Raw genomic sequence first — 26,040 nt, forward strand, 5'->3', positions numbered from 1 at the left:
TGGTGAAATGTCAGTAAAATCTTTTCCTTTTCACAATTCACAATCATTGGGTTATAATGATAGAATATAATTTATTCTATTTAATTAAAGATAAAGTCAATTTTCAATAAAAGGTGATTCGATGGCAAATGAGCAGGTACTAACAGCTGAACAGGTACTCGAGAAAGCAAGTCAATATTTAGTAGATGAAGATATTGAGCTAGTAGCACGTGCCTATGAATATGCACGCGATGCGCATAGCGAACAATACAGAAAATCGGGTGAACCATACATTATTCATCCAATTCAAGTTGCAGGTATTTTAGTTGATTTACACATGGATCCAGCTACAGTATCGGCAGGTTTCTTACATGATGTAGTAGAAGATACAGAGGTTACATTAGAAGATATTGAACGGGAATTTAATAAAGAAATTGCTATGCTTGTTGATGGTGTGACAAAGCTCGGAAAGATTAAATATAAATCTCATGAGCAACAACAAGCAGAAAACCATCGCAAAATGTTTATTGCAATGGCTCAAGATATTCGAGTTATTTTAATTAAACTAGCTGACCGTCTTCATAACATGCGTACATTGAAACATTTGCCTCAAGAGAAGCAGCGTCGCATTGCGAATGAAACGTTAGAAATCTTTGCACCTTTAGCACATAGACTCGGAATTAGTACTATTAAATGGGAGCTAGAGGATACGTCACTTCGCTACTTAAATCCGCAACAATATTATCGTATTGTAAATTTAATGAAGCGTAAACGTGCAGAACGTGAAGAGTATTTAGACGAAGTAATGACTGGTATTCGTGAGAAATTAGACGAAGTTGCAATTCAACCTGAAATTTCTGGAAGACCAAAACATATTTACAGCATTTATCGTAAAATGGCACTGCAAAATAAACAGTTCAATGAAATTTACGATTTATTAGCTGTACGTGTCGTTGTAAATAGTATTAAAGATTGTTATGCGGTACTTGGAATTATTCATACGTGTTGGAAGCCGATGCCAGGGCGTTTTAAAGATTATATAGCAATGCCGAAAGCAAACCTATATCAATCTCTTCATACGACTGTAATTGGGCCAAAAGGTGATCCACTTGAAGTACAAATTCGTACGAAAGAAATGCATGAGATTGCAGAATTCGGAATCGCGGCACACTGGGCGTATAAAGAAGGAAAAACAGCAGAAACAACGGGTACATTAGAGAAGAAACTGACATGGTTCCGTCAAATATTAGAATGGCAAAATGAAGCTTCTAATGCAGAAGAGTTTATGGAGTCATTAAAAATTGATTTATTCTCTGACATGGTATTCGTCTTTACACCGAAAGGCGATGTAATGGAATTACCACTTGGATCTGTTCCGATTGACTTTGCATATCGTGTGCATTCAGAGATTGGGAATAAAACAATTGGTGCAAAAGTAAACGGGAAAATGGTGACGCTTGATTATAAATTAAAAACAGGTGACATCATTGAGATTTTAACATCGAAACATTCGTATGGACCAAGTCAAGACTGGGTGAAACTTGCTCAAACATCTCATGCGAAAAATAAAATACGTCAATTCTTTAAGAAGCAACGTAGAGATGAAAATATTGAAAAAGGCCGTGAACTTGTTGAGAAAGAAGTGCGTAGCCTAGAGTATGAGATGAAAGAAGTATTAGCTCCTGATAATTTAAAACGTGTTGCTGAAAAATTCAATTTTGCAAATGAAGAAGATATGTTTGCAGCAGTTGGATATAATGGCATCACTGCATCACAAATTGTTACACGACTGACGGACAAGTTCCGTAAGCAACGTGAAGAAGAAGAGATTGTTGAAGTTAAAGAAGTTCGTAAACCGATGAAAATTCGAAAATGGGATTCTGGCGTTAAAGTAAGTGGTGCGGATAATTTATTAATTCGTTTATCAAAATGCTGTAACCCAGTACCAGGCGATGATATCGTTGGGTATATTACGAAAGGCCGAGGCGTATCGATTCACCGCCGTGATTGTGTAAATGTTCATACAGAAGAAGCTATAGAACGTTTATTAGAAGTAGAGTGGGAAGGTAGCCCTGAAAAAGAAATTGAGTATAACGTTGATATTGAAATTTCAGGTTACGATCGCCGTGGTTTATTAAATGAAGTATTACAAGCTGTTACAGAGACGAAAACGTACATTTCGGCAGTTTCTGGTAGAAGTGACCGTAATAAGATGGCGACAATTAATATGTCAATCTCTATTCGTAACTTACAACACTTGAAAAAAGTAGTAGAACGCATTAAACGTGTTCCGGAAATTTATGCAGTACGACGCATGATGCATTAATAGGGAGTGTAGAAAAGATGAGAGTTGTTTTACAACGATCAAAAGAAGCGTCTGTCACAGTAGACGGTGAGATCGTAGGACAAATTCCGTTCGGTTTAACATTGCTAGTTGGCATTACGCATGAAGATACAGAAAAAGATGTAACTTACATTGCAGAAAAAATTGCGAACTTACGTATTTTTGAAGATGAGAGCGGAAAGATGAATCATTCTATACTTGATGTAGAAGGACAAGTTCTATCAATTTCGCAATTCACATTATACGGAGATTGCCGCAAGGGAAGACGTCCGAACTTTATGGATGCTGCTAAACCTGACTATGCAGAACGTTTATATGATTTCTTTAATGAAGAAGTTCGTAAGCAAGGATTGCATGTAGAGACAGGGAAGTTCGGAGCAATGATGGATGTTTCATTAATCAATGATGGTCCGGTGACCTTAATTGTGGATAGTAAATAATGTTACTTGAGAAGAGGGGATGATATCATCCTCTCTTTTTTATACATTTTTGTATGTTTTGTTCATTTATCTCGCTATTTGTGGGCAATAACCCCCGCGGATTTCTTTGGAATGAATAGCTTTTTCGCTTATGTATAACTCTTTAATCAATATGGAACAATAAAAAGTAAAACATCCATATTGAATGTGAGGGATATACGTATGCGTATGAATGAAAAAGGGCATTCTGTTACAAATGGTGCAAATCAACTGTTTAACGTGAATTTTCATGATTTTATTTCAAAAGAGCAAAACAATACTTCGATGGAGCTTGCTTCTGAGTTTGGGATTTCTCTTCAAGATGTAAAGCGTCTAAAGAAGCAGATTGAACGCTCTTAGAGCACTTGACAATCCTACTGAACAAACGTATAGTAATTTTATATTTACATATGAATATAACCGTTGATAGAGAAGAGTAAATGAGACACACATGGAAAGAGAAGAAATGTCTTAGGCTGAAAACATTTCTACATGATGACTGATTGAATGACACTCTAGAGGTTTCAACTTGAACGGCATATACGCTTAGTAGGGATGAACGCACATTTAAGCGTTATTAAAAAAGTGGAAGCATACGTGCTTCAATTAGGGTGGCACCACGGGTATAATACTCTCGTCCCTACTGTTCAAACAGTAGAGGCGGGAGTTTTTTTATTTTTATTAAGATTAAAACAATTTGAGGAGGAACTGAATATGTCTATTCAAATCCCACGCGGAACGCAAGATATTCTTCCAGGCACTGTTGAGTTATGGCAGTATATCGAAGGGCAAGCACGCGAAATTTGCCGTCGTTACAATTATAAAGAAATTCGTACACCAATTTTTGAGCACACTGAGCTATTTTTACGTGGTGTTGGTGATACGACAGATATCGTACAAAAAGAAATGTACTCATTCCAAGACCGTGGAGAGCGTAGTTTAACATTGCGTCCAGAAGGTACTGCACCTGTTGTACGTTCTTACGTTGAAAACAAAATGTTCGGTGATGCAACACAACCAACGAAATTATACTATATCGGTCAAATGTTCCGTTACGAAAGACCACAAGCAGGTCGCTATCGTCAATTCGTACAATTCGGTATTGAAGCAATCGGTAGTAACGATCCTGCAATTGATGCAGAAGTAATTGCACTTGCTGTTGAATTTTACCGCGGCATGGGCTTAAAAAATATTAAAGTTGTATTAAACAGTTTAGGTGACGCAGCAAGCCGTCAAGCACACCGCGATGCATTAATCGCACACTTTGAGCCACGTATCGGCGAATTCTGTTCTGACTGTCAATCTCGTTTAGAAAAGAACCCTCTTCGTATTTTAGATTGCAAGAAGGACCGTAACCATGAATTAATGGGAACAGCACCATCTATTACAGAATACTTAAACGAAGATTCAGCAGTATACTACGACAAAGTTCAAGAACTATTAACGATGATGGATGTTCCATTTGAAAAAGATCCGAACTTAGTACGTGGTTTAGACTACTACCAACACACTGTATTTGAAATTATGAGTGAGGCAGAAGGTTTCGGTGCTATCACTACATTAAGCGGTGGTGGACGTTACAATGGACTTGTACAAGAAATCGGTGGACCGGAAATGCCAGGTATCGGTTTTGCGATGAGTATTGAACGTTTAATTATGGCGCTAAAAGCGGAAAACATTGAATTACCAATTGAACATAGCATTGATTGTTACGTTGTAGCGCTTGGTGAAAAAGCAAAAGATCATGCTGCAAAAGTTGCGTTTGATCTTCGAAAAGCTGGATTATCAGTTGAAAAAGATTATTTAGACCGCAAAATGAAAGCACAATTTAAATCAGCAGATCGTCTAAAAGCGAAATTTGTAGCTGTATTAGGGGAAGATGAGCTAGATAAAGGCATCATTAACTTAAAAGATATGGCAACGGGCGAGCAAGAAGAAGTAGCATTAGATGTATTTGCTTCATACGTAGCAGAGAAATTAATATAGGGGGAACTTACAGTGGCTGAAAGAACACATGCATGTGGAAAAGTAACAGTAGAAGCAGTTGGACAGACAGTTCAATTAAAAGGTTGGGTACAAAAACGCCGTGATTTAGGTGGATTAATCTTTATCGACTTACGTGACCGTACAGGTATTGTACAAGTTGTATTTAATCCAGAAACATCAAAAGAAGCACTAGAAGTCGCAGAAACAATTCGTAGCGAATACGTATTACACATAGAAGGTACAGTTGTTGAGCGTGGTGAAGGTGCGATTAATGATAATATGGCAACTGGTCGTATTGAAGTACAAGCAACGAAAGTGAACGTATTAAATGCAGCGAAAACAACGCCAATCATTATTGCTGATGATACAGATGCATCAGAAGATGTGCGTTTAAAATATCGTTATTTAGACTTACGTCGTCCTGTAATGTTCAATACATTCAAAATGCGTCATGACGTAACAAAAACAATTCGTAATTTCTTAGATACAGAAGAGTTCTTAGAAGTAGAAACACCAATTTTAACGAAGAGCACGCCAGAAGGAGCTCGTGACTATTTAGTACCAAGTCGTGTACATGACGGTGAATTCTATGCGTTACCACAGTCTCCACAGCTATTTAAACAGCTTCTTATGGTCGGTGGATTTGAGCGTTACTATCAAGTAGCACGCTGTTTCCGTGACGAAGATTTACGTGCAGACCGTCAACCTGAATTCACGCAAATCGATATCGAAGCTTCATTCTTAACACAAGATGAAATATTAGATATGATGGAGCGCATGATGACGAAAGTTATGAAGGATGCAAAAGGTGTAGAAGTGAGTGCACCATTCCCTCGTATGAAATATGCTGATGCAATGGCTCGCTACGGTTCTGATAAGCCAGATACACGCTTTGAAATGGAACTAACAGATTTATCTGAGTTTGCAGCAGGTTGTGGCTTTAAAGTGTTTACAAGTGCTGTAGAAAGCGGCGGACAAGTAAAAGCAATTAATGCAAAAGGTGCTGCGAGCAAATACTCTCGTAAAGATATCGATGCATTAACTGAATTCGTGAAAGTATACGGTGCAAAAGGTTTAGCTTGGCTTAAAGTGGAAGAAGACGGCTTAAAAGGACCGATTGCGAAATTCTTCAGTGAAGAAGATGCAAATGTGTTAATGAGCACATTAGAAGCTACTGCTGGTGACTTATTACTATTCGTAGCAGATAAGAAGAGCGTTGTTGCGGATAGCTTAGGCGCACTTCGTTTACGTCTAGGTAAAGAGCTTGAGTTAATTGACGAAAGTAAATATAACTTCCTATGGGTAACGGATTGGCCACTTCTTGAGTACGATGAAGATGCAGATCGTTACTTCGCAGCTCACCACCCATTCACAATGCCATTCCGTGAAGACGTTGAGCTACTAGAAACAGCACCAGAAAAAGCACGTGCACAAGCATATGACCTTGTATTAAACGGTTACGAGCTTGGTGGTGGGTCACTTCGTATTTACGAGCGTGACGTACAAGAAAAAATGTTCAAAGCACTTGGATTCTCACAAGAAGAAGCACAAGAGCAATTCGGATTCTTATTAGAAGCATTCGAATACGGTACGCCACCACACGGCGGTATCGCATTAGGTTTAGACCGTCTTGTTATGTTACTTGCAGGACGTACGAACCTTCGCGACACAATTGCATTCCCGAAAACAGCAAGCGCAAGCTGCTTATTAACAGAAGCTCCAAGTCCAGTTGCTGAAGCACAGCTTGAAGAGTTAAACTTAAAATTAAGCTTAAAAGAAGAGAAGTAAGAAAAAAGTCTAGGTGGTTATACTATAGCCATCTAGACTTTTTTTGAGAGGAAGTTTAAAAAGTCCGGTTTAGATAACTGTCGCATCTCATCGTTACGTATGCTAGTCCGGTGCTCGAGTAGTACTCCTACACTGCGCTCCTCCTAGCATACGTGCCTCGATTTGCTCGGTTCTCTAAATCCTCCTTTTTAAACGTGTATTTAGGAAGTTTAAAAAATCCGGTTTAGATAACTGTCGCATCTCATCGTTACGTATGCTAGTCCGGTGCCCGAGTAGTACTCCTACACTGCGCTCCTCCTAGCATACGTGCCTCGATCTGCTCGGTTCTCTAAATCCTCCTTTTTAAACGTGTATTTAGGAAGAAATAAAAGTCGGTTTACATTATGTCTTCATTTTCGAAATATGTATTTTTAGGAATTCTATAACTTTTTCTATACAAATAGTCGGAAAAACGCTAGAATACATGGTAGACCATTTTTGTAATAGGAGTGTAGAGCTGAATGTTACATCAATTTTCACGTAATGAATTAGCCTTCGGTAAAGAAGGACTTGAAATATTAAAAAATAGTACAGTCGGTATTTTAGGAATTGGCGGCGTAGGTTCTTTTGCAGCTGAAGCGTTGGCGCGTTCTGGCGTTGGACGTCTTGTATTAGTTGATAAAGATGTTGTAGATATTACAAACGTAAACCGTCAAATTCACGCTTTAGTATCTACTGTAGGACGTTCAAAAGTAGAATTAATGAAAGAGCGTATCGCAGATATTAACCCAGAGTGTGAAGTAATTGGACTAGAAATGTTTTACACAGATGAAACATATGAAGAGTTCTTTAAATACGGTTTAGACTTCGTAGTGGATGCATCTGATACGATTACGTTCAAAATTCATTTAATTAAACAATGTTTACGTCGTAAAATTAAAATTATCTCAAGTATGGGTGCAGCAAACAAAATGGACCCAACCCGTTTCCGTATTGCAGATATCTCTAAAACACATACAGATCCAATTGCGAAAGTCATTCGTACGAAACTTCGTAAAGAGGGTATTAAAAAAGGTGTAAAAGTTGTCTTCTCTGATGAAAACCCAATCGTAATTCGTGAAGAAGTACGGAAAGAAATCGTACCAGACGAAAATGCAAAAATTCGTAAAGCGAAATTACCGCCTTCATCAAATGCATTTGTACCATCTGTGGCAGGCTTAATTATGGCAAGTCACGTTGTACGTGAACGCATTAAAAATGTAGAAGTGAAACGTGTAGGGCAAGAATAAAAGAAAAGCATATATCCATTTTGGATATATGCTTTTTTATATGTATTAAAGAAATAGGGATATTTGCATTACTACTAGTTCAAATGTAAGCAATGCTAGTAAGTAATGATCATATTTATCTGATGTATAGGCGGACGTCTTTTTTAAACTGTTAATAGTGAAAAGAGCTAAAGTTAGGACGAGAATACCGAGTGTTATTTTGAAGACTATTAAAGAAATAGTAACCAGTTCCCTTTAAAAATATATGTTTATAATACCATTTTAGTAAAAAATATCCAATATGTATCGATATTTTCCTTGTATAACAGGGAGGGATATTTCGTCAATTTTTGTCAGTAAATCGATATTCCTTGTCGAATCGTCGATATAATTTCATGTACCAATATACTCTTTAACGAATAAAAACAGGGATGCCACTCAGTCAAAAAAGTGACGTCCCTGTTTTTAATTCTCTGCAGAATAAATAATATCTAAATTTCCATTTTGATCTGTTTTGAAAATGGGAGCAATCTGTTCTTCTTGTTCTTCAACCGAAACGAGTTTTCGAGCACGGTCCATAATTCTAACAAGCATTGCATAATCTTCTTCGATTGCTTGTTGTTTTTTTGAGAGTACCGCTAATTTTGCTTCCAGTTCATGATTCGTTTTTTTCAAAGTCGTGAGCTGAGCTTGTAATACTTCATTTTCAGTTTGTAACTTTGTGAGCGAAGGGTTGGTATGCTCTAAGTTTTGCAAAAATGAGATGACATGTTGCATTGTAAGATCCTGCTTGTTTGGCATAATATCTTCTGAAAACTCGGCATCGATTACGAGTTGTTTCGTTTTCGTGAAATGCTCTTTTTCTATTTTAGCTTCAGAACGCTTTAATTCTTTACGTTGTTTTTTCGCAAGCTGCACAGCATCTTCGTAATTCGATCTTACTTCAGCATTCCATCTAAAGCCGCAAGCTGCTGAAGTGCGGTTCAATGCATCGCCGACTTCATCGAATGCTTTTATTTGTGTACTGCCGCTGCGAATATGTCGTAAAACAGTTTCTGCTAAAAGGAGATCGTCTTCTTTTGTCCATGCATCTTGACGTGTTTTCATAAGCGAAACCTCCATAATGGTGACGTTTTCGCTTATGTTACCCTTTATTTTTCGTTTTATTCGAACTTTGTAATCTTTCATATACAGTAGAAAGTGCTTGCTCAAATTTCCCTGTCGTTTTCGGCTTATAATATTGTTTGTTTTTTATTTTATCAGGTAAGTATTGTTGCTGTACCCAACCATTTGGATGGTCGTGTGGGTATAAGTATCCAATGCCTCTTCCAAGTGATTCTGCGCCTTTGTAATGACTATCTTTTAAATGACCTGGGATGTCGCCTGTTTGACCGTTCCGTAAATCGTATAATGCAGCATCAAGTGCTTTATAAGCTGAGTTTGATTTTGGTGATAGGCAAAGCTCGATAACAGCATTTGCAAGTGGTATGCGTGCCTCTGGGAATCCTACTCGTTCAGCTGATTCTATAGCTGCTAGCGTACGCGGTCCGGCTTGCGGGCTAGCAAGTCCGATATCTTCATATGCCATAATAAGAAGACGTCTACCAATGCTTTGCAAATCACCTGCTTCAATAAGGCGTGCTAAATAATGAAGTGCTGCATTTACATCACTTCCGCGCACCGATTTTTGAAATGCCGATAATACGTCATAATGAGCATCTCCACCTTTATCGTGAACGAAGCTCTTTTTTTGCAAGCATTCTTCTGCGATTTCTAGCGTGATTTCCGCAGCTTTATCATCCGTTGTAAAGCTAGATAATACAGCTAGTTCAAGTGCATTATAAGCGGAACGCATATCTCCGCCTGATGCATTTGCAAAGTGATGTAATGCTTCAGGCGTAACCGTTACATCATATTCTCCAAGACCTTTTTCTTTATCTTCAAGTGCTCGTTTTAAGCCGATTAAAAGATCATCTTCTGTTAAAGCGTGTAATTCGAAGATTTGACAACGACTTCGAATAGCAGAATTAATAGCATGGAACGGATTACTCGTCGTTGCCCCAATTAAGGTAAGAAGTCCGCTTTCTAAATGAGGTAATAGAAAATCCTGTTTTGCTTTATCTAGACGGTGTACTTCATCTAAAATTAAAACGAGGTGTCGATGCATCTTTGCTTCTTGTACGACAACTTCCATATCTTTTTTATTATGAGTAACAGCATTTAATAGGCGAAAAGGGGTTCCGGTACTGCCTGCAATTGCGCTCGCAATGGATGTTTTTCCAGTGCCTGGAGGGCCATATAAAATCATAGATTGAAAATGATTTGCTTGGACCATTCGCCATAAAATCTTTCCTTCACCAACTAAATGTTGTTGTCCGATAATTTCTTGAATATTTGTAGGGCGCATTCGATGTGCGAGTGGTTGTTTCATTTTTACCGTCTCCCTTAAAGTATAATCTCTTTCTATCGTATCATTTTTTTTAGTGGAATTTGAAATAGGATGCTGTTTTGTGGGAAAAATGAATGTGAATATTTTCATTTTTCTTTCAATTGTAATAATTTCCGAGTTTTTCAATGTGATTTTATGTTATCATTTTGATACACAAGTTGAAATTTCTTATAATACTATATTATGCTATAATTTCATAGGATTTTAAATTGTGTTCTTTTATAAATAAGATATAACCAATAGAAGTGAAAATTTGAAAAGAGGTGCAAAATAGATGAAGATTTCAACGAAAGGCCGTTACGGCTTAACAATTATGATCGATCTTGCAAAAAAGTTTGGTGAAGGTCCAATTTCCTTAAAATCAATTGCGCAGGCACATGATTTATCGGAACATTATTTAGAGCAATTAATTTCACCACTTCGTAACGCTCGTCTAGTAAAGAGTACGCGCGGGGCATATGGTGGATATGTATTATCAGATCAACCGGCTAACATTACAGCTGGTGATGTAATCCGTGTATTAGAGGGTCCGATTAGTGTTGTAGAAATGATAGAAGAAGAAGAACCAGCACAACGCCAATTATGGATGCGTGTTCGTGATGTGGTGCAAGAAGTGTTAGATAGTACAACGTTAGAAGATTTAGTACGTTATGAGGAAGAAAATCACGGGGGCTATATGTTTTACATTTAATTCCTTGTGAAACGATTTGGAAAGAAGGAGATTTAATGGAACGCATTTACTTAGATCATGCTGCGACATCTCCGACTCACCCAGAAGTGGTCGAAAAGATGATTCCATATATGACAGAAACATTCGGAAATCCGTCTAGTATTCACTTTTATGGACGTCAAACGCGCCATGCAGTAGATGAGGCAAGACGCGCGTGTGCACGTAGCATTCATGCGAATCCGAATGAAATTATATTTACGAGCGGTGGTACAGAAGCTGATAATTTAGCGCTTATCGGTGTAGCACGTGCGAACCGTCATAAAGGTAACCATATTATAACGACGCAAATTGAACATCATGCGATTTTGCATACGTGTGAATTGTTAGAGCGTGAAGGGTTTGAAGTGACATATTTACCTGTTGATGAAACAGGGCGCGTTCAAATTTCTGACATACAAAAGGCATTAACAGCAGAGACAATTCTCGTATCCGTTATGTTTGGGAATAATGAAGTTGGGACGATGCAACCAATTGCGGAAATAGGTAAGTTGTTAAAAGAGCATCAAGCTTATTTCCATACAGATGCGGTACAAGCTTACGGTTTAATAGAAATAGATGTAAAAGAGTTCGGCATTGATTTATTATCGATTTCAGCTCATAAAATTAACGGGCCAAAAGGTGTCGGGTTCTTATACGCTGGTGCAAACGTGAAATTTGAACCGTTATTAATAGGCGGGGAGCAAGAAAGAAAACGCCGTGCTGGTACGGAAAATGTACCGAGTATCGCCGGACTCCAGCATGCTATTTTGTTAGCTGAAAAAACTCGTGAGCAAAAAAATGCCCAATATGAAGAGTTTAAAGATATAATGGTATCTGTCTTCAAAAATGAAGACATTACTTTCGAGGTAAACGGAAACTTAGAATATCGCTTACCACATGTGCTTAATATTAGTTTTACAGGAATGAACATTGAACCGTTTCTTGTGAACTTAGACTTAGCTGGCATTGCAGTGTCAAGTGGTTCGGCTTGTACAGCTGGTTCGATTGATCCATCACATGTATTAGTAGCGATGTTCGGAAAAGACTCCGATCAAATACGTTCATCCGTACGCTTTAGTTTCGGACTTGGAAATACGAAAGAGCAAATTGAGAAAGCGGCGTACGAAACAGTGAAAATCGTGAAGCGATTAACACAAAATTAGCATGGGAGGTGACATGATGAACAAACTACCTCAAGAAACACGTGTTGTCATCGGGATGTCCGGTGGCGTCGATTCATCTGTAGCAGCTCTTTTATTAAAAGAGCAAGGTTATGATGTAATCGGAATTTTTATGAAAAACTGGGATGACACAGATGAGAATGGCGTCTGCACAGCAACAGAAGATTACAATGATGTAATCGAAGTGTGTAACCAAATTGGTATTCCGTATTATGCAGTAAACTTTGAAAAACAATACTGGGATAAAGTATTTACGTACTTCTTAGATGAATACCGAGCTGGTCGTACACCAAACCCAGATGTAATGTGTAATAAAGAAATTAAATTTAAAGCATTTTTAGAGCATGCCATTGCGCTTGGTGCTGATTATGTAGCAACAGGTCATTATGCACGCGTTGCCTATATGGACGGCGAATTTAAAATGCTTCGCGGCGTTGATGATAATAAAGACCAAACGTATTTCTTAAATCAATTAAGCCAAGAGCAATTATCAAAAACAATGTTCCCGCTTGGTGAACTGAAGAAACCACAAATTCGTGAAATGGCGAAAGAAGCTGGTTTAGCGACAGCGGCGAAGAAAGATAGTACTGGTATTTGCTTCATTGGTGAGCGTAACTTTAAAGATTTCTTAAGTAACTATTTACCAGCACAACCAGGTGTGATGCAAACATTATCTGGCGAAGTGAAAGGAAAGCATGACGGTTTAATGTACTATACAATTGGACAACGTCATGGCCTTGGTATTGGTGGTAACGGTGATCCATGGTTTGCTGTTGGGAAAAACTTAAAAGAAAACATTTTATATGTTGATCAAGGATTCCATAACGAACTTCTATATGGTGATGAAGTTATTGCTACGAATATCGGCTGGGTAAGTAATGAAGCGAAAGAAAAAGAATTTAAATGCACAGCGAAATTCCGATACCGTCAAGAAGACAATAAAGTAACGGTTCAAATCGTTGATGAAAATACAGTTCGTATTCTTTGTGACGAACCAATTCGTGCAATTACACCAGGACAAGCAGTTGTTTTCTATGATGGAGATGAGTGCTTAGGCGGTGCTACAATTGATGAAGTGTACCGTAGCGGTAAGAAATTGGATTATTTAGGATAAAACGAGAAGCCTCTGCCGATTCGCGGTTAGAGGTTTCTTTTACATAAAGCGAATTTTCGTTCGCTTGGAAAATACATTCTTTGTTATAATTTGTTGTAGAGGTGAAGGACATGTCAAACAAACTTGAAACAGGTATTCAATATATGCAAGAAGGAAACTGGGAAGAAGCTGCTAAAAATTTCACAGAAGCAATCGAAGAAAATCCGAAAGATGCGCTTGGATACATTAATTTTGCAAACTTATTAGATGTACTTGGTGACAGTGAGAGAGCGATTTTATTTTATAAACGTGCATTAGAGCTAGATGATAAATCTGCGGCTGCTTATTATGGATTAGGTAATGTATATTACGGTCAAGAGCAATTTGCAGAAGCTAAAGCTGTATTTGAACAAGCGATGCAGGCTGGCTTACAATCAGCTGATGTAACATTTATGCTAGGTATTACGCATGTGCAACTTGGAAATGATCGTCTTGCACTGCCGTTTTTACAAAGAGCAACAGAATTAGATGAAAATGATGTAGAAGCTATGTTCCAGTGTGGACTTTGCTTTGCGCGATTAGAACATATTCAAGAAGCGAAACCTTATTTTGAAAAGGTATTAGAAATGGATGAAGAGCATGCGGATGCGTATTATAATTTAGGCGTTGCGTACGTATTTGAAGAAAATAACGAGAAGGCTCTTGTTTTATTTAAGAAAGCAATTGAAATTCAACCAGATCACTTTTTAGCTGGTAATGGTGTTCGTTTATTAGAGCAAGAAGCTGAATAAGATGAAAATATAGTTAATGGGTAGTTATCCCTCATCTAAATAGGTGGGGGATGTACTGCCCATTAAATCGAAACGAAACCGGAAAGGAGAGGAAAGATGGGAAATCAACATGCAATGGATTTGTTTGAAGAAGAGAAAAAGTTTATAAAAGCGCAAGTTCTTCATACCATTTTCCACAACGAAGAAAACCTCTATTCCGTTGTCAGTATGAAAGTCATTGAAACGAATGAAACGTACGACGAAAAAAAAGTAATGATAAACGGTCATTTTCCCCGCATGCATGAAGATGAAGTGTTTACATTGACAGGACATTTTAAAGACCATCCGAAGTATGGGAAACAATATTTAGTTGAAACATTTAAGAAAGAATTGCCGCAAACAAAAGCTGGTATGGTGCAATATTTAGCGAGTGATTTATTTAAAGGGATAGGAAAGCGTACAGCTGAAAAAATTGTGGACCATCTTGGGGAACATGCTATTTCTAAAATTATGGATGATCCTGAGGCTTTAAATGGTGTTGTCAACAAGCAAAAAGCACAAGAAATTTATGAGACAATTGTTGAACATCAAGGGCTAGAGAAAGTAATGAGCTTTTTAAATGGTTACGGTTTTGGAACGAAGCTTTCTATTAAAATTTACCAGCAATATAAAGAGATGACATTAGAAGTAATTCGTAATAATCCATATCAACTTATTGAAGAAGTGGACGGAATTGGTTTTGGAAGAGCGGATGATATAGGACGTGCGTTAGGGATATCGGGTAATCATGATGATCGTGTACGTGCGGGATGTTTTTATACGTTAGAAAATGTATCATTGCAACTTGGCCATGTTTATATGGGAAAAGATCAACTTGTAAGAGAAACGATGTCACTTTTAAATAATCAAGAAGGAAGAGTGACAGAGGAAGACATTATAGGTTGCATTGAAATGATGCAAAGTGAAGGGAAAGTCATCATAGAAGAAGAACGGATATATTTAGCATCGTTATTCTACTCTGAAAAAGGTGTTGTAAAGTCTATTCGTAGGCTTATGAATCAAGAGGAAACACCTTCATTTCCTGAAGCAGAAGTGTTAAAGACGTTAGGTGAAATTGAAGAACAACTGAATGTGCAGTATGCACCGCTTCAGCAAGAAGCAATTCAAACGGCACTTCATAAACCGATGATGTTACTGACAGGTGGACCAGGGACAGGGAAAACAACAGTTATTAAAGGGATTGTTGAAATGTATGCGTCACTTCACGGGCTATCGTTAAATCTGAATGAATACAGTGATGATAATCCATTTCCGATATTATTAACGGCTCCAACAGGAAGAGCAGCGAAGCGAATGAGTGAATCAACAGGGCTACCAGCTTGTACAATTCACCGTTTACTTGGCTGGACGCCAGAAGGGTCTTTCCAGCGTAATGAAACGGATCCGGTACAAGGAAAATTGCTCATTATTGATGAATTTTCAATGGTTGACATTTGGCTTGCCAATCAGCTGTTTAAGTCATTGCCGACTAACATTCAAGTTATCGTTGTAGGCGATGAAGATCAGTTGCCATCTGTAGGACCTGGTCAAGTGTTGAAAGATTTATTGAATGCAGGTGCAGTTCCAACGGTAAAGCTTACTGAAATTTATCGTCAAGCGGAAGGCTCATCAGTTATTCAACTTGCCCATGCGATAAAAAATGGAACGCTTCCTCCAGATTTAGCGCAAAACCAAAAAGATCGTTCATTTATCGGTTGTACAGGAGCTCAAATTGTTGAGGTTGTTAAGAAGGTTTGTGAGAATGCTAAGACAAAAGGGTTTAGCGCAAGAGATGTACAAGTATTGGCTCCGATGTATCGTGGACCTGCCGGTATTAATGTATTAAACGAAGCGTTACAAGAAGTGTTTAATCCGAAAAGGGAAAAAAGTAAAGAAATTGCTTACGGTGATGTTGTATACCGACGAGGCGATAAAGTATTGCAGCTCGTTAATCAGCCGGAGAGCCAAGTGTTTAATGGTGATATCGGCGAAATTGTTTCGGTGTTTTATGCGAAAGAGAACGTTGAGCAACAGGATATGATTATCGTTTCATTTGATGGAATTGAAGTAACGTATACAAAGCCAGATTTAAATCAAATTACGCATGCCTATTGCTGTTCGATTCATAAATCGCAAGGTAGTGAGTTTCCGATTGTGATTATGCCGATAGTAAAAAGTTACAATCGTATGTTACGTCGTAATTTAATTTATACAGGTATTACAAGAAGCAAGAAGTTCCTTATTATTTGCGGAGAGGAAGCTGCTTTCCAGTCTGGTGTAAATCGCCTTGATGATGCAATGCGTCAAACGACTTTAGCTAGTCGATTGCAAGAAGCACAAGGAGAAGTACAGATGGTAACGGTAAATGGCGAAGAAATGGACGTGGAAAACATTTCACCGTATGATTTCATGTAACAAGGTGAAATTATATAGTGAAACTTTCAAACGTATAACGTTGAAAGGCTCCAGCAATGTATAAATGAATGCGGTTTGGACATAATGGCGAATAGAATCTGGGAGAATGTAAGGAGATGAAAGCCATATGTTCATTTGTCCAAATTGCAAAGGGAAAGACATTGGAAAAATAGGTGTCAACCAATTTTATTGCTGGAATTGTTATATCGAATTATCGGTTTCAAAAGGGAAAATCCATACGCATCAAGTAGAAGAAGATGGTTCATTAAGCTCTCTTGATGATTTATTTGATGAGAATGAAAGAACGATCGGATAACGAAAAGGGGGATTTACTTTGAATCTACGCAATTCATTAATCGCATTAGGTGTTGGAGCGGCAGCATATCAATATGCTCGCAAACAAGATATGTTCTCAAAACGCAATATGAAAAAAGCACGTAAGATGATTAAATCTTATTTATAAGCATAAAAAACTCCCTTCATCATAAGGGAGTTTTTTTATGCACTTGTATGCAAATATAAAAGTCCGATTTCAGAGAAGAGATAAGATAGGCCGTAACATCCAACACCAAGCATGCCGTAATGAAATAATTGCTTCGCTCTTTCTTTTCGTGAGGAACGAATAAAGAAACCTTTCCAAATACCAAACCCGATACAAATCCATTCAAGAATCATAAAAAGTGCTGATAATACGAGCATAAATAAAACCATTATGAGCCCTCCTGATTATATTGTTTCACGCTGCATTCTCAGGGGTGGTTGTCCTTGTTATGTTATGTATATGTACGTCTTTACAAAACAGTATGGTCTACATGAAAAGATTTTAAAACTTTCGCACATAACCTACCCTATTTATTTTCAAAATAAAGGTGGAGGAGGTTTTTCGTGTGAAGAATCTTAAAATAATTTGGATATATCGTTTAGGATTATTGTTACTTGTATTTCTTTGTTTGCTCGTCTTTCTAAAAATTAAGCCGCTATGGGCACCGATTATTTTTGTATGTAAAGTGGCCATTACACCGTTTCTTATTGCGTGTTTTATTGCGTATTTATTGCATCCTTTAATTGAAAAAATTCATAAGGAAGGGATGCCACGCACACTCGCTATTTTGCTCATTTACATCCTTTTCTTTGGCGGAATTGGTTATGGCATTTATAAAGGAACGCCAGTTGTAATTAAGCAATTACAAGAAATCAATGAACAATTCCCGCAGTTTACAAAAATGTATGATTCTTGGATGGATGGCGTTACGGAACAAACAGCGAATTTCCCGTCCTTTATTCATGAAAAGGTGAAACAAATTTTTGTCGGGGTAGAAACGAAGATACAAGCACTTTTAAATAAAGTGATGAGCACAGCTCGTGGTGTACTAGATTCGTTACTCATTATTTTCTTAATTCCGTTCATTGTATTTTACATATTAAAAGATTACGGTGAGTTTTATCATATCTTTTGGAAACTTGTCCCAAGTAAGTGGCGTAATACAGGGCAAATGCTGGCGAAAGAAATTGATAAATCACTTGGGAGTTATATTCGAGGACAATTATTTGTTTGCTTAGTATTAGGGGGCGTCTCTGCTCTTTCCTTTTGGTTTATCGGTATGAAATATCCATTGTTACTCGGGATTATTATTGGGGTGACAGATATAATACCGTACTTTGGTCCTATTTTAGGAGCGATCCCGACATTAATGATTGCGGCAACGGTATCAACGAGTTTACTTATTAAAGCGGGGATTACGATTGCTATTTTACAATTCGTTGAAAGTAACATTTTATCCCCTTATATCGTTGGTAAGTCGCTTCGCATGCATCCTGTTATTATTATGCTTGCATTATTAGTTGGGGGAGAAGTGGCAGGAATTGTAGGGTTATTAATATCAGTTCCTGTTTTAGCTGTCATTCGTACAGTAATCGTTCATGTAAGGCCTCTTTGGAAAAAAGAAGATGCGTAATAGGAAAGCCCTCTATTTATAAAAGTAGAGGGCTTTCCTTATTTAGAGAGTTGCTTGTTTATTTGTTGAACGAGAGAGCTTACATCATTTGTTTGAATATGTTTTATTCTTTTCCATTCATTATCATACATAAAGATAATTTGATTGTTGAAAAGACGCTTTTGTTCTTTTAGATTAGAAATTTTTACGAAAGAGTACTCTTCAAATAATGGGTTCTTACTTACATCTGGTCCATAGAAAAAGAGTCGTTTGTCCGTTAAAATTAACAATCCTGGCCTTGCAACGGAACGATAAATAAATATATCTAATGAACAGGCCGCATAAAATAATATTATTTCGTCAGTCGTTAACATATTTTTAGCTTTATTCAATAAGGTTGTCATTATGATCGCCCCTTTATTATTGATAATTTGATTATAACAAAAATAAAATATTCAGAAAAGTGCACGAGAGTAGTACAATTTAGTAATACATGCATAATATATGAAAAGCTGTTAAGAATGAATAGTAGAATAGCTATGCTTAATAAGCAATTGATATAATATAAATGATTATCTACATTGACAAACTTAAGAGAATTCTATTATATTTAGTCATATAATACATTAAATCAATGACGGAACAAGTATGTTACAGTCCATTTATAGAGAGAAGCTTCCATATGGCTGAAAGAAGCTTTAAATGAAGGGTAACAGAAAGCTAATCCTGAGAGCAGCTAATCACTGCCGTCTTGCCACGTTACGGCACCATGAGGTGATGAATTGATTGTTATAATCAATTCATAATTAGGGTGGTATCGCGAGTTAACTCTCGTCCCTTTTATAGGGGCGGGAGTTTTTTATATTTAAGGAGGAAAATACAATGAAACAACTAACAGGCGCACAAATTCGTCAAATGTTTTTAGACTTTTTCCAAGAAAAAGGGCATGCAGTAGAACCTAGTGCATCACTAGTTCCACATGAGGACCCATCTCTTTTATGGATTAACAGTGGTGTAGCAACATTAAAAAAATATTTTGATGGACGTGTAATCCCACAAAATCCACGTATTACAAATGCTCAAAAATCAATTCGTACAAACGATATTGAAAACGTAGGGAAAACAGCTCGTCACCATACATTCTTTGAAATGTTAGGAAACTTCTCAATCGGTGATTACTTTAAAGAAGAAGCAATTACTTGGGCTTGGGAATTCTTAACGAGCGACAAATGGATCGGATTCGATAAAGAATTACTATCAGTTACAATCCATCCAGAAGATGAAGAAGCATTCACAATTTGGAATGAGAAAATGGGCGTTCCAAAAGAGCGCATCATCCGTTTAGAAGAAAACTTCTGGGATATCGGTGAAGGACCAAGTGGACCGAATACAGAGATTTTCTATGACCGCGGAGAAGCTTACGGTAATGACTTTAGTGACCCAGAATTATATCCAGGCGGAGAAAACGAGCGTTACTTAGAAGTATGGAACCTTGTATTCTCTCAATTTAATCATAATCCAGACGGTTCATATACACCACTTCCTAAGAAAAACATCGATACAGGGATGGGTCTAGAGCGTATGACATCTATCGTTCAAGATGTGCCTACAAACTTTGACACAGACTTATTCATGCCAATGATTGGCGCAACAGAAACAATCTCTGGTGAGAAATATCGTAATGGTGACTTAGAAAAAGATATGGCGTTTAAAGTAATCGCTGACCATATCCGTACAGTAACATTCGCTGTTGGTGACGGCGCTCTTCCATCTAACGAAGGTCGTGGTTATGTATTACGTCGTTTATTACGCCGTGCTGTTCGTTACTCTAAGAAATTAAACATCAACCGTCCGTTCATGTTTGAATTAGTACCGGTTGTTGGAGAAGTAATGAAAGACTTCTATCCAGAAGTACTTGAAAAGAAAGATTTCATCGCAAAAGTTGTGAAGAATGAAGAAGAGCGTTTCCACGAAACACTTCATGATGGTGAAGCAATTTTAGCTGAAGTTATCGCAAAAGCAAAAGAAGAAAAAACAACTGTTATTTCTGGAGTAGATGCGTTCCGTTTATATGACACATACGGTTTCCCAATTGAATTAACAGAAGAATATGCAGAAGAAGCTGGTATGACAGTTGATCATGAAGGCTTTGAAAATGAAATGGAAAAACAACGTGAGCGCGCACGTGCTGCTCGTCAAGACGTTGATTCTATGCAAGTTCAAGGCGGTGTCCTTGGAGAAGTGAAAGTAGCGAGCGAATTCGTTGGTTACGGTACAGTTGCGACAGAAAGTAACGTTGTTGCACTTGTGAAAAACGGCGAATATACAGACAGCTTACAAGCTGGTGAAGAAGGACAATTAATGCTTGATGTAACACCATTCTATGCTGAGAGCGGTGGACAAATTGCAGACCGTGGTTACCTTCTTGCTGACGGTGTGAAAGTTCTTGTAAAAGACGTACAAAAAGCACCAAACGGCCAAAACTTGCACAAAGTTGTTGTTGAAGAAGGTACATTAACGAAAGATGCAGCTGTGAAAGCTATTATCGATACGAAAAACCGTGGTAGCGTTGTGAAAAACCATACAGCAACTCACTTACTACACCAAGCTTTAAAAGATGTACTTGGAACGCACGTTAACCAAGCAGGTTCTCTTGTAACTTCTGAACGTTTACGCTTTGACTTCTCTCACTTCGGTCAAGTACAAGCTGACGAATTAGAAAAAATTGAGCGTATGGTAAACGAGAAAATTTGGGAAAGTATTGATGTTGAGATTTCTCAAAAAGCAATCGAAGAAGCGAAAGAAATGGGTGCAATGGCATTATTCGGTGAAAAATACGGTGATGTTGTACGCGTTGTACAAGTTGGGGATTACAGCTTAGAGCTTTGCGGCGGTTGTCACGTGGATAACACAGCTTCTATCGGTATTTTCAAAATCGTTGCTGAGTCTGGTATCGGTGCAGGAACTCGTCGTATTGAGGCGGTAACTGGTAAGTCTGCATACGAATTAATGAACGATCAAGTAGGTTTATTAAAAGAAGCAGCAGGAAAAATGAAAACAAATCCGAAAGATATTTTAACAAGAGTAGATGGTTTATTTGCTGAAGTAAAACAACTTCAAAAAGAAAATGAATCTCTTGCAGCAAAATTAAGTAACATTGAAGCTGGAAACTTAACTGATTCAGTAATGACAGTTGATGGTGTGAACGTATTAGCGGCAAAAGTAAATGTTGCAGATATGAACAACTTACGTACAATGATGGATGACCTGAAAAATAAATTACAATCTGCAGTTGTCGTATTAGCGTCTGTAAATGATGATAAAGTAAACATTTTAGCTGGCGTAACGAAAGATTTAATTAGCCAAGGATACCATGCTGGTAAACTTGTGAAAGAAGTAGCTTCTCGTTGTGGCGGTGGCGGTGGTGGCCGTCCTGATATGGCACAAGCGGGCGGTAAAAACCCAGCGCAAGTTGAGGAAGCTTTAGCGTTTGTGCAAGAGTACGTTAAATCTGTTTCAAAATAAAGAGATAGTAGTGTACAATGGTAGGGAGAGGAGAAGTTCTTCTCCCTATACTTACTATATAAGTGAGGTGCTTGAAATGGACGGTTTTGATAAAACAATGAAGTTTAGCATTCAAGATGAAAAACAGAGTGTCCATGTAAATGATGTACTTTTAACTGTGTATGATGCACTTCAAGAAAAAGGCTATAATCCGATTAACCAAATCGTCGGTTACTTATTAAGTGGAGACCCAGCATACATACCTCGCCATAAAGATGCACGAAGCATCATTCGCAAGCTTGAGCGTGATGAATTAATTGAAGAGCTTGTGAAGTCTTACTTGAAACATCATCGTGAGGAGTAATTTATGCGGATATTAGGTTTAGATGTAGGTACAAAAACAGTCGGAGTTGCAATTAGCGACGAGATGGGCTGGACAGCGCAAGGACTTGAAACAATTAAGATTAACGAAGAACGAGGTCAATTTGGTTTTGACCGCATTTCTGAGTTAGTAAAACAGTACGATGTGGACAAGATAGTAGTAGGTTTACCTAAAAATATGAATGGTACAATTGGCCCGCGTGGTGAAGCATGCCAACAATTTGCAGAAAACCTACGAGAGCTGTTACAATTAGACGTTGTAATGTGGGACGAGCGTTTGTCAACAATGGCAGCGGAACGTCTGCTCATTTCAGCCGATGTAAGCCGTAAGAAGCGAAAGCAAGTAATTGATAAGATGGCTGCAGTCGTAATCTTACAAGGATTTTTAGATAGTAAATAAGAGGTGACCAAAATGGAAGAAAATCAAATTACAATTGTAGACGAAAAAGGTAACGAACATTTATGTGAAATTATTTTCACTTTTGACGCTGAAAAATTTGGCAAAAAATCATACGTAGTCTTCTCTCCAATCGGTGAAGTAGACGAAGATGGAGACCAAATTTATGATGCAATGGCTTATGAGCAAAATGAAGAAGAGGGCGGAACTTTACTTCCAATCGAATCTGAAGAAGAGTGGGAAATGGTACAAGAAATGTTCAACACTCTAGCTGATGAGCAAGAAGCTGAATAATAAGTACTGAAGAGGTGGACGATATATCGTCTACCTTTTTTATATGTAAAATGAAAGATTTTTTGTCGAAACTGCGCAATCCTTTGTAGTATAATGAGACGGATTGTAGAAAAATAAACTATCTGTCAAAAATGATAGGTACGTTTATTGTGATTTTTCATTGTGTTGTATAGAAAAATGTACATATGGCCTACAATTGAATAAGGAGGAAGAGTTTTGGTAGAGAATCAAGTGAAAAAGAAGCGTAGACGCATTTTTTTATTTTCGATTATTGCACTGCTTTTAGTTTGTGGTTCAGTCTATGCGTATATTTCATCCGCATTAGGACCAGTTGATAGCGGGAATAAAAAAGAGATTGAAGTAGAAATTCCAAAGGGATCATCTACTAGTAAAATTGGTGAGATTTTAGAAGAAAAAGGTGCTGTGAAAAACGGTACAGTTTTTAGTTTTTATACAAAGGCTAAATCTAAAAATTTACAAGCAGGTACATATTTATTAAATCCTTCAATGAGTGCGAAAGATGTTATTGAGCAAATGTCATCAGGTAACGTACATCGTCCAGCACTTTATAAAGTGACGATAAAAGAAGGTGCGCAAGTAACTGAAATTGCAGAAACGGTTGCAACCGAATTAAAGTGGAATAAAGATGATGTCGTACGTCAACTAAACGATAAAGCGTTTATTCAAAAAATGCAGCAAAAGTATCCGAAGTTGTTAACGGATAAAATCTTTGATAGCAATATTAAATATCCATTAGAAGGTTATTTATATCCTGCGACATACTCTTTCTATAAAAAAGATACGTCGTTAGAAGAAATTGTAATTTCTATGCTTGAGAAGACGAATGCAATCATCGTTCAAAACGAGGCAAAAATGAAAGCGAAAAACTGGGATGTTCATCAGCTTTTAACATTGTCTTCACTGATTGAAGAAGAGGCAACAGGCTTTACAGATCGTCAAAAGATCTCTAGTGTCTTTTATAATCGTTTAGCAAAGGGTATGCCTCTGCAAACGGATCCAACGGTATTATACGCACTTGGAAAGCATAAGCAACGTGTACTATACGAGGATTTAAAGATAAACTCACCGTACAATACGTATGTTGTAAAAGGATTGCCAGTTGGTCCGATTGCAAACTCTGGCAAACATTCAGTGGAAGCGGCGTTAGAGCCTGCTCAAACAGATTATTATTATTTCTTAGCTGCACCAACTGGTGAAGTGTACTATGCGAAAACATTGGAAGAGCATAATGCATTAAAGCAAAAATATATTACGAAAAAACAGTGAAATGGGGAGGGATAGCGAAAAAGGTCGCACATCCCTCTTTTTTGTGGTAAAATATATCGGGTTAAAAACTGGCAGAAGAATCGTTTTTAATATCAAAACGGGACGTACAAGCTAAGGGTAAAGCTGGCTTGTATTTTTATTGCATTCTATGTGTGAAAAGACGTCATAGAGGCACTTCTCCATGTAAATAAGGAGGACCATTATGGAGGATGCAGTTAACGAGTACCTATTATCATTTATTGATCCGAAAGATAAATTAATTCTTGAAATGGAAGACTATGCGAAAGAAAACCATGTGCCGATTATGGATCGACTTGGAATGGAATTTATGTTGCAATTTTTACGTTTAATTGGACCGAAAAGCATTTTAGAGCTTGGTACAGCAATTGGCTATTCTAGCATTCGTATGATGCAAGCTATTCCAAATTCTCGCATTGTGACAGTTGAGCGCAATCGCGAGCGATATGAAAAAGCACTTGAATATATAGAACGTTCACCAGTTAAAGAGCGTATTTCCGTTATTTACGGTGATGCGTTAGAAACAGGCGAGCAAGTAGAAGAACATGGAACATTTGACGTTATTTTTATTGATGCAGCAAAAGGACAATATCGTCGCTTTTTTGACTTATATGAACCGTTATTAAATCCTGGTGGCGTAATTATTTCAGATAATGTTATGTACCATGGCCTTGTAACGACTAAAGAGAAAATTGAAAACAGACGTACACGTGGTTTAATCCGTCGTATTAAGACGTACAATGAATGGCTTATGAACCATGAAGGATATGATACAACGATTTTCCCAATTGGTGATGGAGTAGCTGTTAGTAAAAAGAGAGGGTGACCAAGGTATGAAGAAACCTGAATTGTTAGTAACGCCAAAAGCAGTGGCGGATATCGAACCTCTTGCGAAAGCAGGAGCGGATGCGGTAATGATCGGTGAGCAAAAGTTTGGTTTACGTTTAGCAGGGGAATTTTCACGTGAAGATGTGAAACAGGCTGTGAAGATTGCACATGAAAATAGTGTAAAAGTATACGTAGCAATGAACGCGATGTTCCACAATGATAAAGTTGAAGACTTAACAGATTATGTTACATTTTTAAACGAAGTACATGTAGATGCAATTGTTTTCGGAGATCCAGCGGTATTAATGGCGGTTCGCGAAGTTGCACCAAATATGCAATTGCACTGGAATACAGAAACAACAGCAACAAACTGGTTTACTTGTAACTACTGGGGACAAAAAGGAGCAAAACGTGCTGTATTAGCTCGTGAGCTTAGCTTAGATGAAATTGTTGAATTAAAAGAAAATGCAGAAGTGGAACTTGAAGTACAAATTCACGGTATGACTTGTATGTTCCAATCGAAGCGTTCATTAGTAGGAAACTACTTTGAGTATCAAGGACGTCATCTTGACATTGAAAAGAAAAAATATGAAGAGAATATGTTCTTATATGACCCAGAGCGTAACAATAAATATCCAATTTATGAAGATGAAAATGGTACTCACATTATGAGTCCAAACGATATTTGTTTCATTGATGAGTTAGAAGAGCTAATTGATGCTGAAATCGATAGCTTAAAAGTTGATGGTGTACTAAAAAGCTCTGAATACATTATTGAGGTAACGAAGAAATATCGTAAAGCAATTGATTTATGTGTAGAAGATCGTGATGCGTATTATGACGTGAAAGACGATTTATATAAAGAGATAGAAGAAATGCAACCGGTAAATCGTCCGTTAGATACAGGATTCTTTTTTAAAGAGACGGTTTACTAAACGA

General features: G+C 37.6%; 25 protein-coding genes and 2 other annotated features. Of the genes, 21 read left to right on the top strand and 4 right to left on the bottom strand.

Annotated elements, in window-relative coordinates; all coding sequences use genetic code 11:
* Positions 1-121 precede the first annotated feature (121 nt).
* The 6 genes from relA (at position 122) to COL05_RS21645 (ending at position 7,823) form a co-directional block, all read left to right on the top strand.
* Complete coding sequence (gene relA, locus COL05_RS21620) at positions 122-2,305, top strand: GTP diphosphokinase (protein ID WP_098670094.1); 2,184 nt, start codon at positions 122-124, stop codon at positions 2,303-2,305.
* A 17-nt stretch (positions 2,306-2,322) separates the two neighbouring features.
* Complete coding sequence (locus tag COL05_RS21625; RefSeq protein WP_098670095.1) at positions 2,323-2,763, top strand: D-tyrosyl-tRNA(Tyr) deacylase; 441 nt, start codon at positions 2,323-2,325, stop codon at positions 2,761-2,763.
* Between the two features lie 201 nt (positions 2,764-2,964).
* Positions 2,965-3,141 carry a hypothetical protein gene (locus COL05_RS31485; RefSeq protein WP_001242605.1) on the top strand — a complete coding sequence of 59 codons (177 nt, stop codon included), beginning with the start codon at positions 2,965-2,967 and terminating at the stop codon, positions 3,139-3,141.
* 54 nt (positions 3,142-3,195) lie between these two features.
* Positions 3,196-3,426 (top strand) — a binding site (T-box leader).
* A 69-nt stretch (positions 3,427-3,495) separates the two neighbouring features.
* Complete coding sequence (hisS, locus tag COL05_RS21635) at positions 3,496-4,767, top strand: histidine--tRNA ligase (protein WP_033656406.1); 1,272 nt, start codon at positions 3,496-3,498, stop codon at positions 4,765-4,767.
* Positions 4,768-4,779: 12 nt separating this feature from the next.
* Positions 4,780-6,555 carry an aspartate--tRNA ligase gene (gene aspS / locus COL05_RS21640; RefSeq protein WP_098670096.1) on the top strand — a complete coding sequence of 592 codons (1,776 nt, stop codon included), beginning with the start codon at positions 4,780-4,782 and terminating at the stop codon, positions 6,553-6,555.
* Between the two features lie 500 nt (positions 6,556-7,055).
* Positions 7,056-7,823, top strand: a complete 768-nt coding sequence (locus COL05_RS21645) for a tRNA threonylcarbamoyladenosine dehydratase (RefSeq protein WP_000903179.1) — start codon at positions 7,056-7,058, stop codon at positions 7,821-7,823.
* A 444-nt stretch (positions 7,824-8,267) separates the two neighbouring features.
* Here the strand turns inward: COL05_RS21645 and COL05_RS21655 are convergent, their stop codons facing one another.
* On the bottom strand, positions 8,268-8,909 hold the full coding sequence (locus COL05_RS21655) for an RsfA family transcriptional regulator (RefSeq protein ID WP_001973636.1): 642 nt from the start codon (positions 8,907-8,909) through the stop codon (positions 8,268-8,270).
* A gap of 37 nt (positions 8,910-8,946) precedes the next feature.
* Entirely contained in the window at positions 8,947-10,233 is a 1,287-nt protein-coding gene (locus tag COL05_RS21660) for a replication-associated recombination protein A (RefSeq protein WP_098670097.1), read from the bottom strand.
* Positions 10,234-10,525: 292 nt separating this feature from the next.
* Here COL05_RS21660 and cymR point away from each other — a divergent pair, with 292 nt between their 5' ends.
* The 7 genes from cymR to COL05_RS21695 all read left to right on the top strand — a co-directional run bounded on the left by cymR (position 10,526) and on the right by COL05_RS21695 (position 16,921).
* Entirely contained in the window at positions 10,526-10,942 is a 417-nt protein-coding gene (gene cymR / locus COL05_RS21665) for a cysteine metabolism transcriptional regulator CymR (protein ID WP_086790460.1), read from the top strand.
* A 35-nt stretch (positions 10,943-10,977) separates the two neighbouring features.
* Entirely contained in the window at positions 10,978-12,123 is a 1,146-nt protein-coding gene (locus tag COL05_RS21670) for a cysteine desulfurase family protein (protein WP_098670098.1), read from the top strand.
* A gap of 16 nt (positions 12,124-12,139) precedes the next feature.
* Positions 12,140-13,255: a tRNA 2-thiouridine(34) synthase MnmA gene (gene mnmA / locus COL05_RS21675; protein ID WP_098670099.1), complete on the top strand. Its 1,116-nt coding sequence runs from the start codon at positions 12,140-12,142 to the stop codon at positions 13,253-13,255.
* Positions 13,256-13,365: 110 nt separating this feature from the next.
* Positions 13,366-14,025: a tetratricopeptide repeat protein gene (locus tag COL05_RS21680; RefSeq protein ID WP_098670100.1), complete on the top strand. Its 660-nt coding sequence runs from the start codon at positions 13,366-13,368 to the stop codon at positions 14,023-14,025.
* A 96-nt stretch (positions 14,026-14,121) separates the two neighbouring features.
* Positions 14,122-16,458, top strand: a complete 2,337-nt coding sequence (gene recD2 / locus COL05_RS21685) for an SF1B family DNA helicase RecD2 (RefSeq protein WP_098670101.1) — start codon at positions 14,122-14,124, stop codon at positions 16,456-16,458.
* A gap of 127 nt (positions 16,459-16,585) precedes the next feature.
* Positions 16,586-16,774, top strand: a complete 189-nt coding sequence (locus COL05_RS21690; protein WP_000469281.1) for a hypothetical protein — start codon at positions 16,586-16,588, stop codon at positions 16,772-16,774.
* Between the two features lie 18 nt (positions 16,775-16,792).
* Positions 16,793-16,921, top strand: a complete 129-nt coding sequence (locus tag COL05_RS21695; protein ID WP_098670102.1) for a YrzQ family protein — start codon at positions 16,793-16,795, stop codon at positions 16,919-16,921.
* Positions 16,922-16,956: 35 nt separating this feature from the next.
* Here the strand turns inward: COL05_RS21695 and COL05_RS21700 are convergent, their stop codons facing one another.
* Positions 16,957-17,169 carry a hypothetical protein gene (locus COL05_RS21700; protein WP_000242552.1) on the bottom strand — a complete coding sequence of 71 codons (213 nt, stop codon included), beginning with the start codon at positions 17,167-17,169 and terminating at the stop codon, positions 16,957-16,959.
* A 176-nt stretch (positions 17,170-17,345) separates the two neighbouring features.
* On the opposite strand from COL05_RS21700, the gene COL05_RS21705 reads away from it, so the two are divergent.
* Positions 17,346-18,413 (top strand): AI-2E family transporter, encoded by a 1,068-nt coding sequence (locus COL05_RS21705; protein ID WP_098670103.1) that lies wholly within the window; start codon positions 17,346-17,348, stop codon positions 18,411-18,413.
* 38 nt (positions 18,414-18,451) lie between these two features.
* On the opposite strand, the gene COL05_RS21710 is transcribed toward COL05_RS21705, so the two are convergent.
* Positions 18,452-18,796 (bottom strand): PH domain-containing protein, encoded by a 345-nt coding sequence (locus tag COL05_RS21710; protein WP_098670104.1) that lies wholly within the window; start codon positions 18,794-18,796, stop codon positions 18,452-18,454.
* Between the two features lie 221 nt (positions 18,797-19,017).
* Positions 19,018-19,234: a binding site (T-box leader), on the top strand.
* 40 nt (positions 19,235-19,274) lie between these two features.
* Here COL05_RS21710 and alaS point away from each other — a divergent pair.
* The 7 genes from alaS to COL05_RS21745 all read left to right on the top strand — a co-directional run bounded on the left by alaS (position 19,275) and on the right by COL05_RS21745 (position 26,036).
* A complete protein-coding gene (gene alaS / locus COL05_RS21715; RefSeq protein ID WP_098670105.1) occupies positions 19,275-21,917 on the top strand; it encodes an alanine--tRNA ligase in 2,643 nt (880 codons plus the stop codon).
* 76 nt (positions 21,918-21,993) lie between these two features.
* Entirely contained in the window at positions 21,994-22,260 is a 267-nt protein-coding gene (locus COL05_RS21720) for an IreB family regulatory phosphoprotein (protein ID WP_000348590.1), read from the top strand.
* Between the two features lie 3 nt (positions 22,261-22,263).
* On the top strand, positions 22,264-22,677 hold the full coding sequence (ruvX, locus tag COL05_RS21725; RefSeq protein ID WP_001221197.1) for a Holliday junction resolvase RuvX: 414 nt from the start codon (positions 22,264-22,266) through the stop codon (positions 22,675-22,677).
* Positions 22,678-22,689: 12 nt separating this feature from the next.
* Positions 22,690-22,968 (top strand): DUF1292 domain-containing protein, encoded by a 279-nt coding sequence (locus COL05_RS21730; protein ID WP_000392247.1) that lies wholly within the window; start codon positions 22,690-22,692, stop codon positions 22,966-22,968.
* A 216-nt stretch (positions 22,969-23,184) separates the two neighbouring features.
* On the top strand, positions 23,185-24,255 hold the full coding sequence (mltG, locus tag COL05_RS21735; RefSeq protein ID WP_098670106.1) for an endolytic transglycosylase MltG: 1,071 nt from the start codon (positions 23,185-23,187) through the stop codon (positions 24,253-24,255).
* 202 nt (positions 24,256-24,457) lie between these two features.
* Positions 24,458-25,099, top strand: coding sequence for an O-methyltransferase (locus COL05_RS21740; RefSeq protein ID WP_000389094.1), 642 nt, complete (start codon positions 24,458-24,460; stop codon positions 25,097-25,099).
* Positions 25,100-25,106: 7 nt separating this feature from the next.
* Positions 25,107-26,036: a peptidase U32 family protein gene (locus tag COL05_RS21745; protein WP_098670107.1), complete on the top strand. Its 930-nt coding sequence runs from the start codon at positions 25,107-25,109 to the stop codon at positions 26,034-26,036.
* Positions 26,037-26,040: the final 4 nt, after the last annotated feature.

This window comes from Bacillus sp. AFS059628, assembly GCF_002571225.1.
Taxonomy (GTDB): Bacteria; Bacillota; Bacilli; order Bacillales; family Bacillaceae_G; genus Bacillus_A.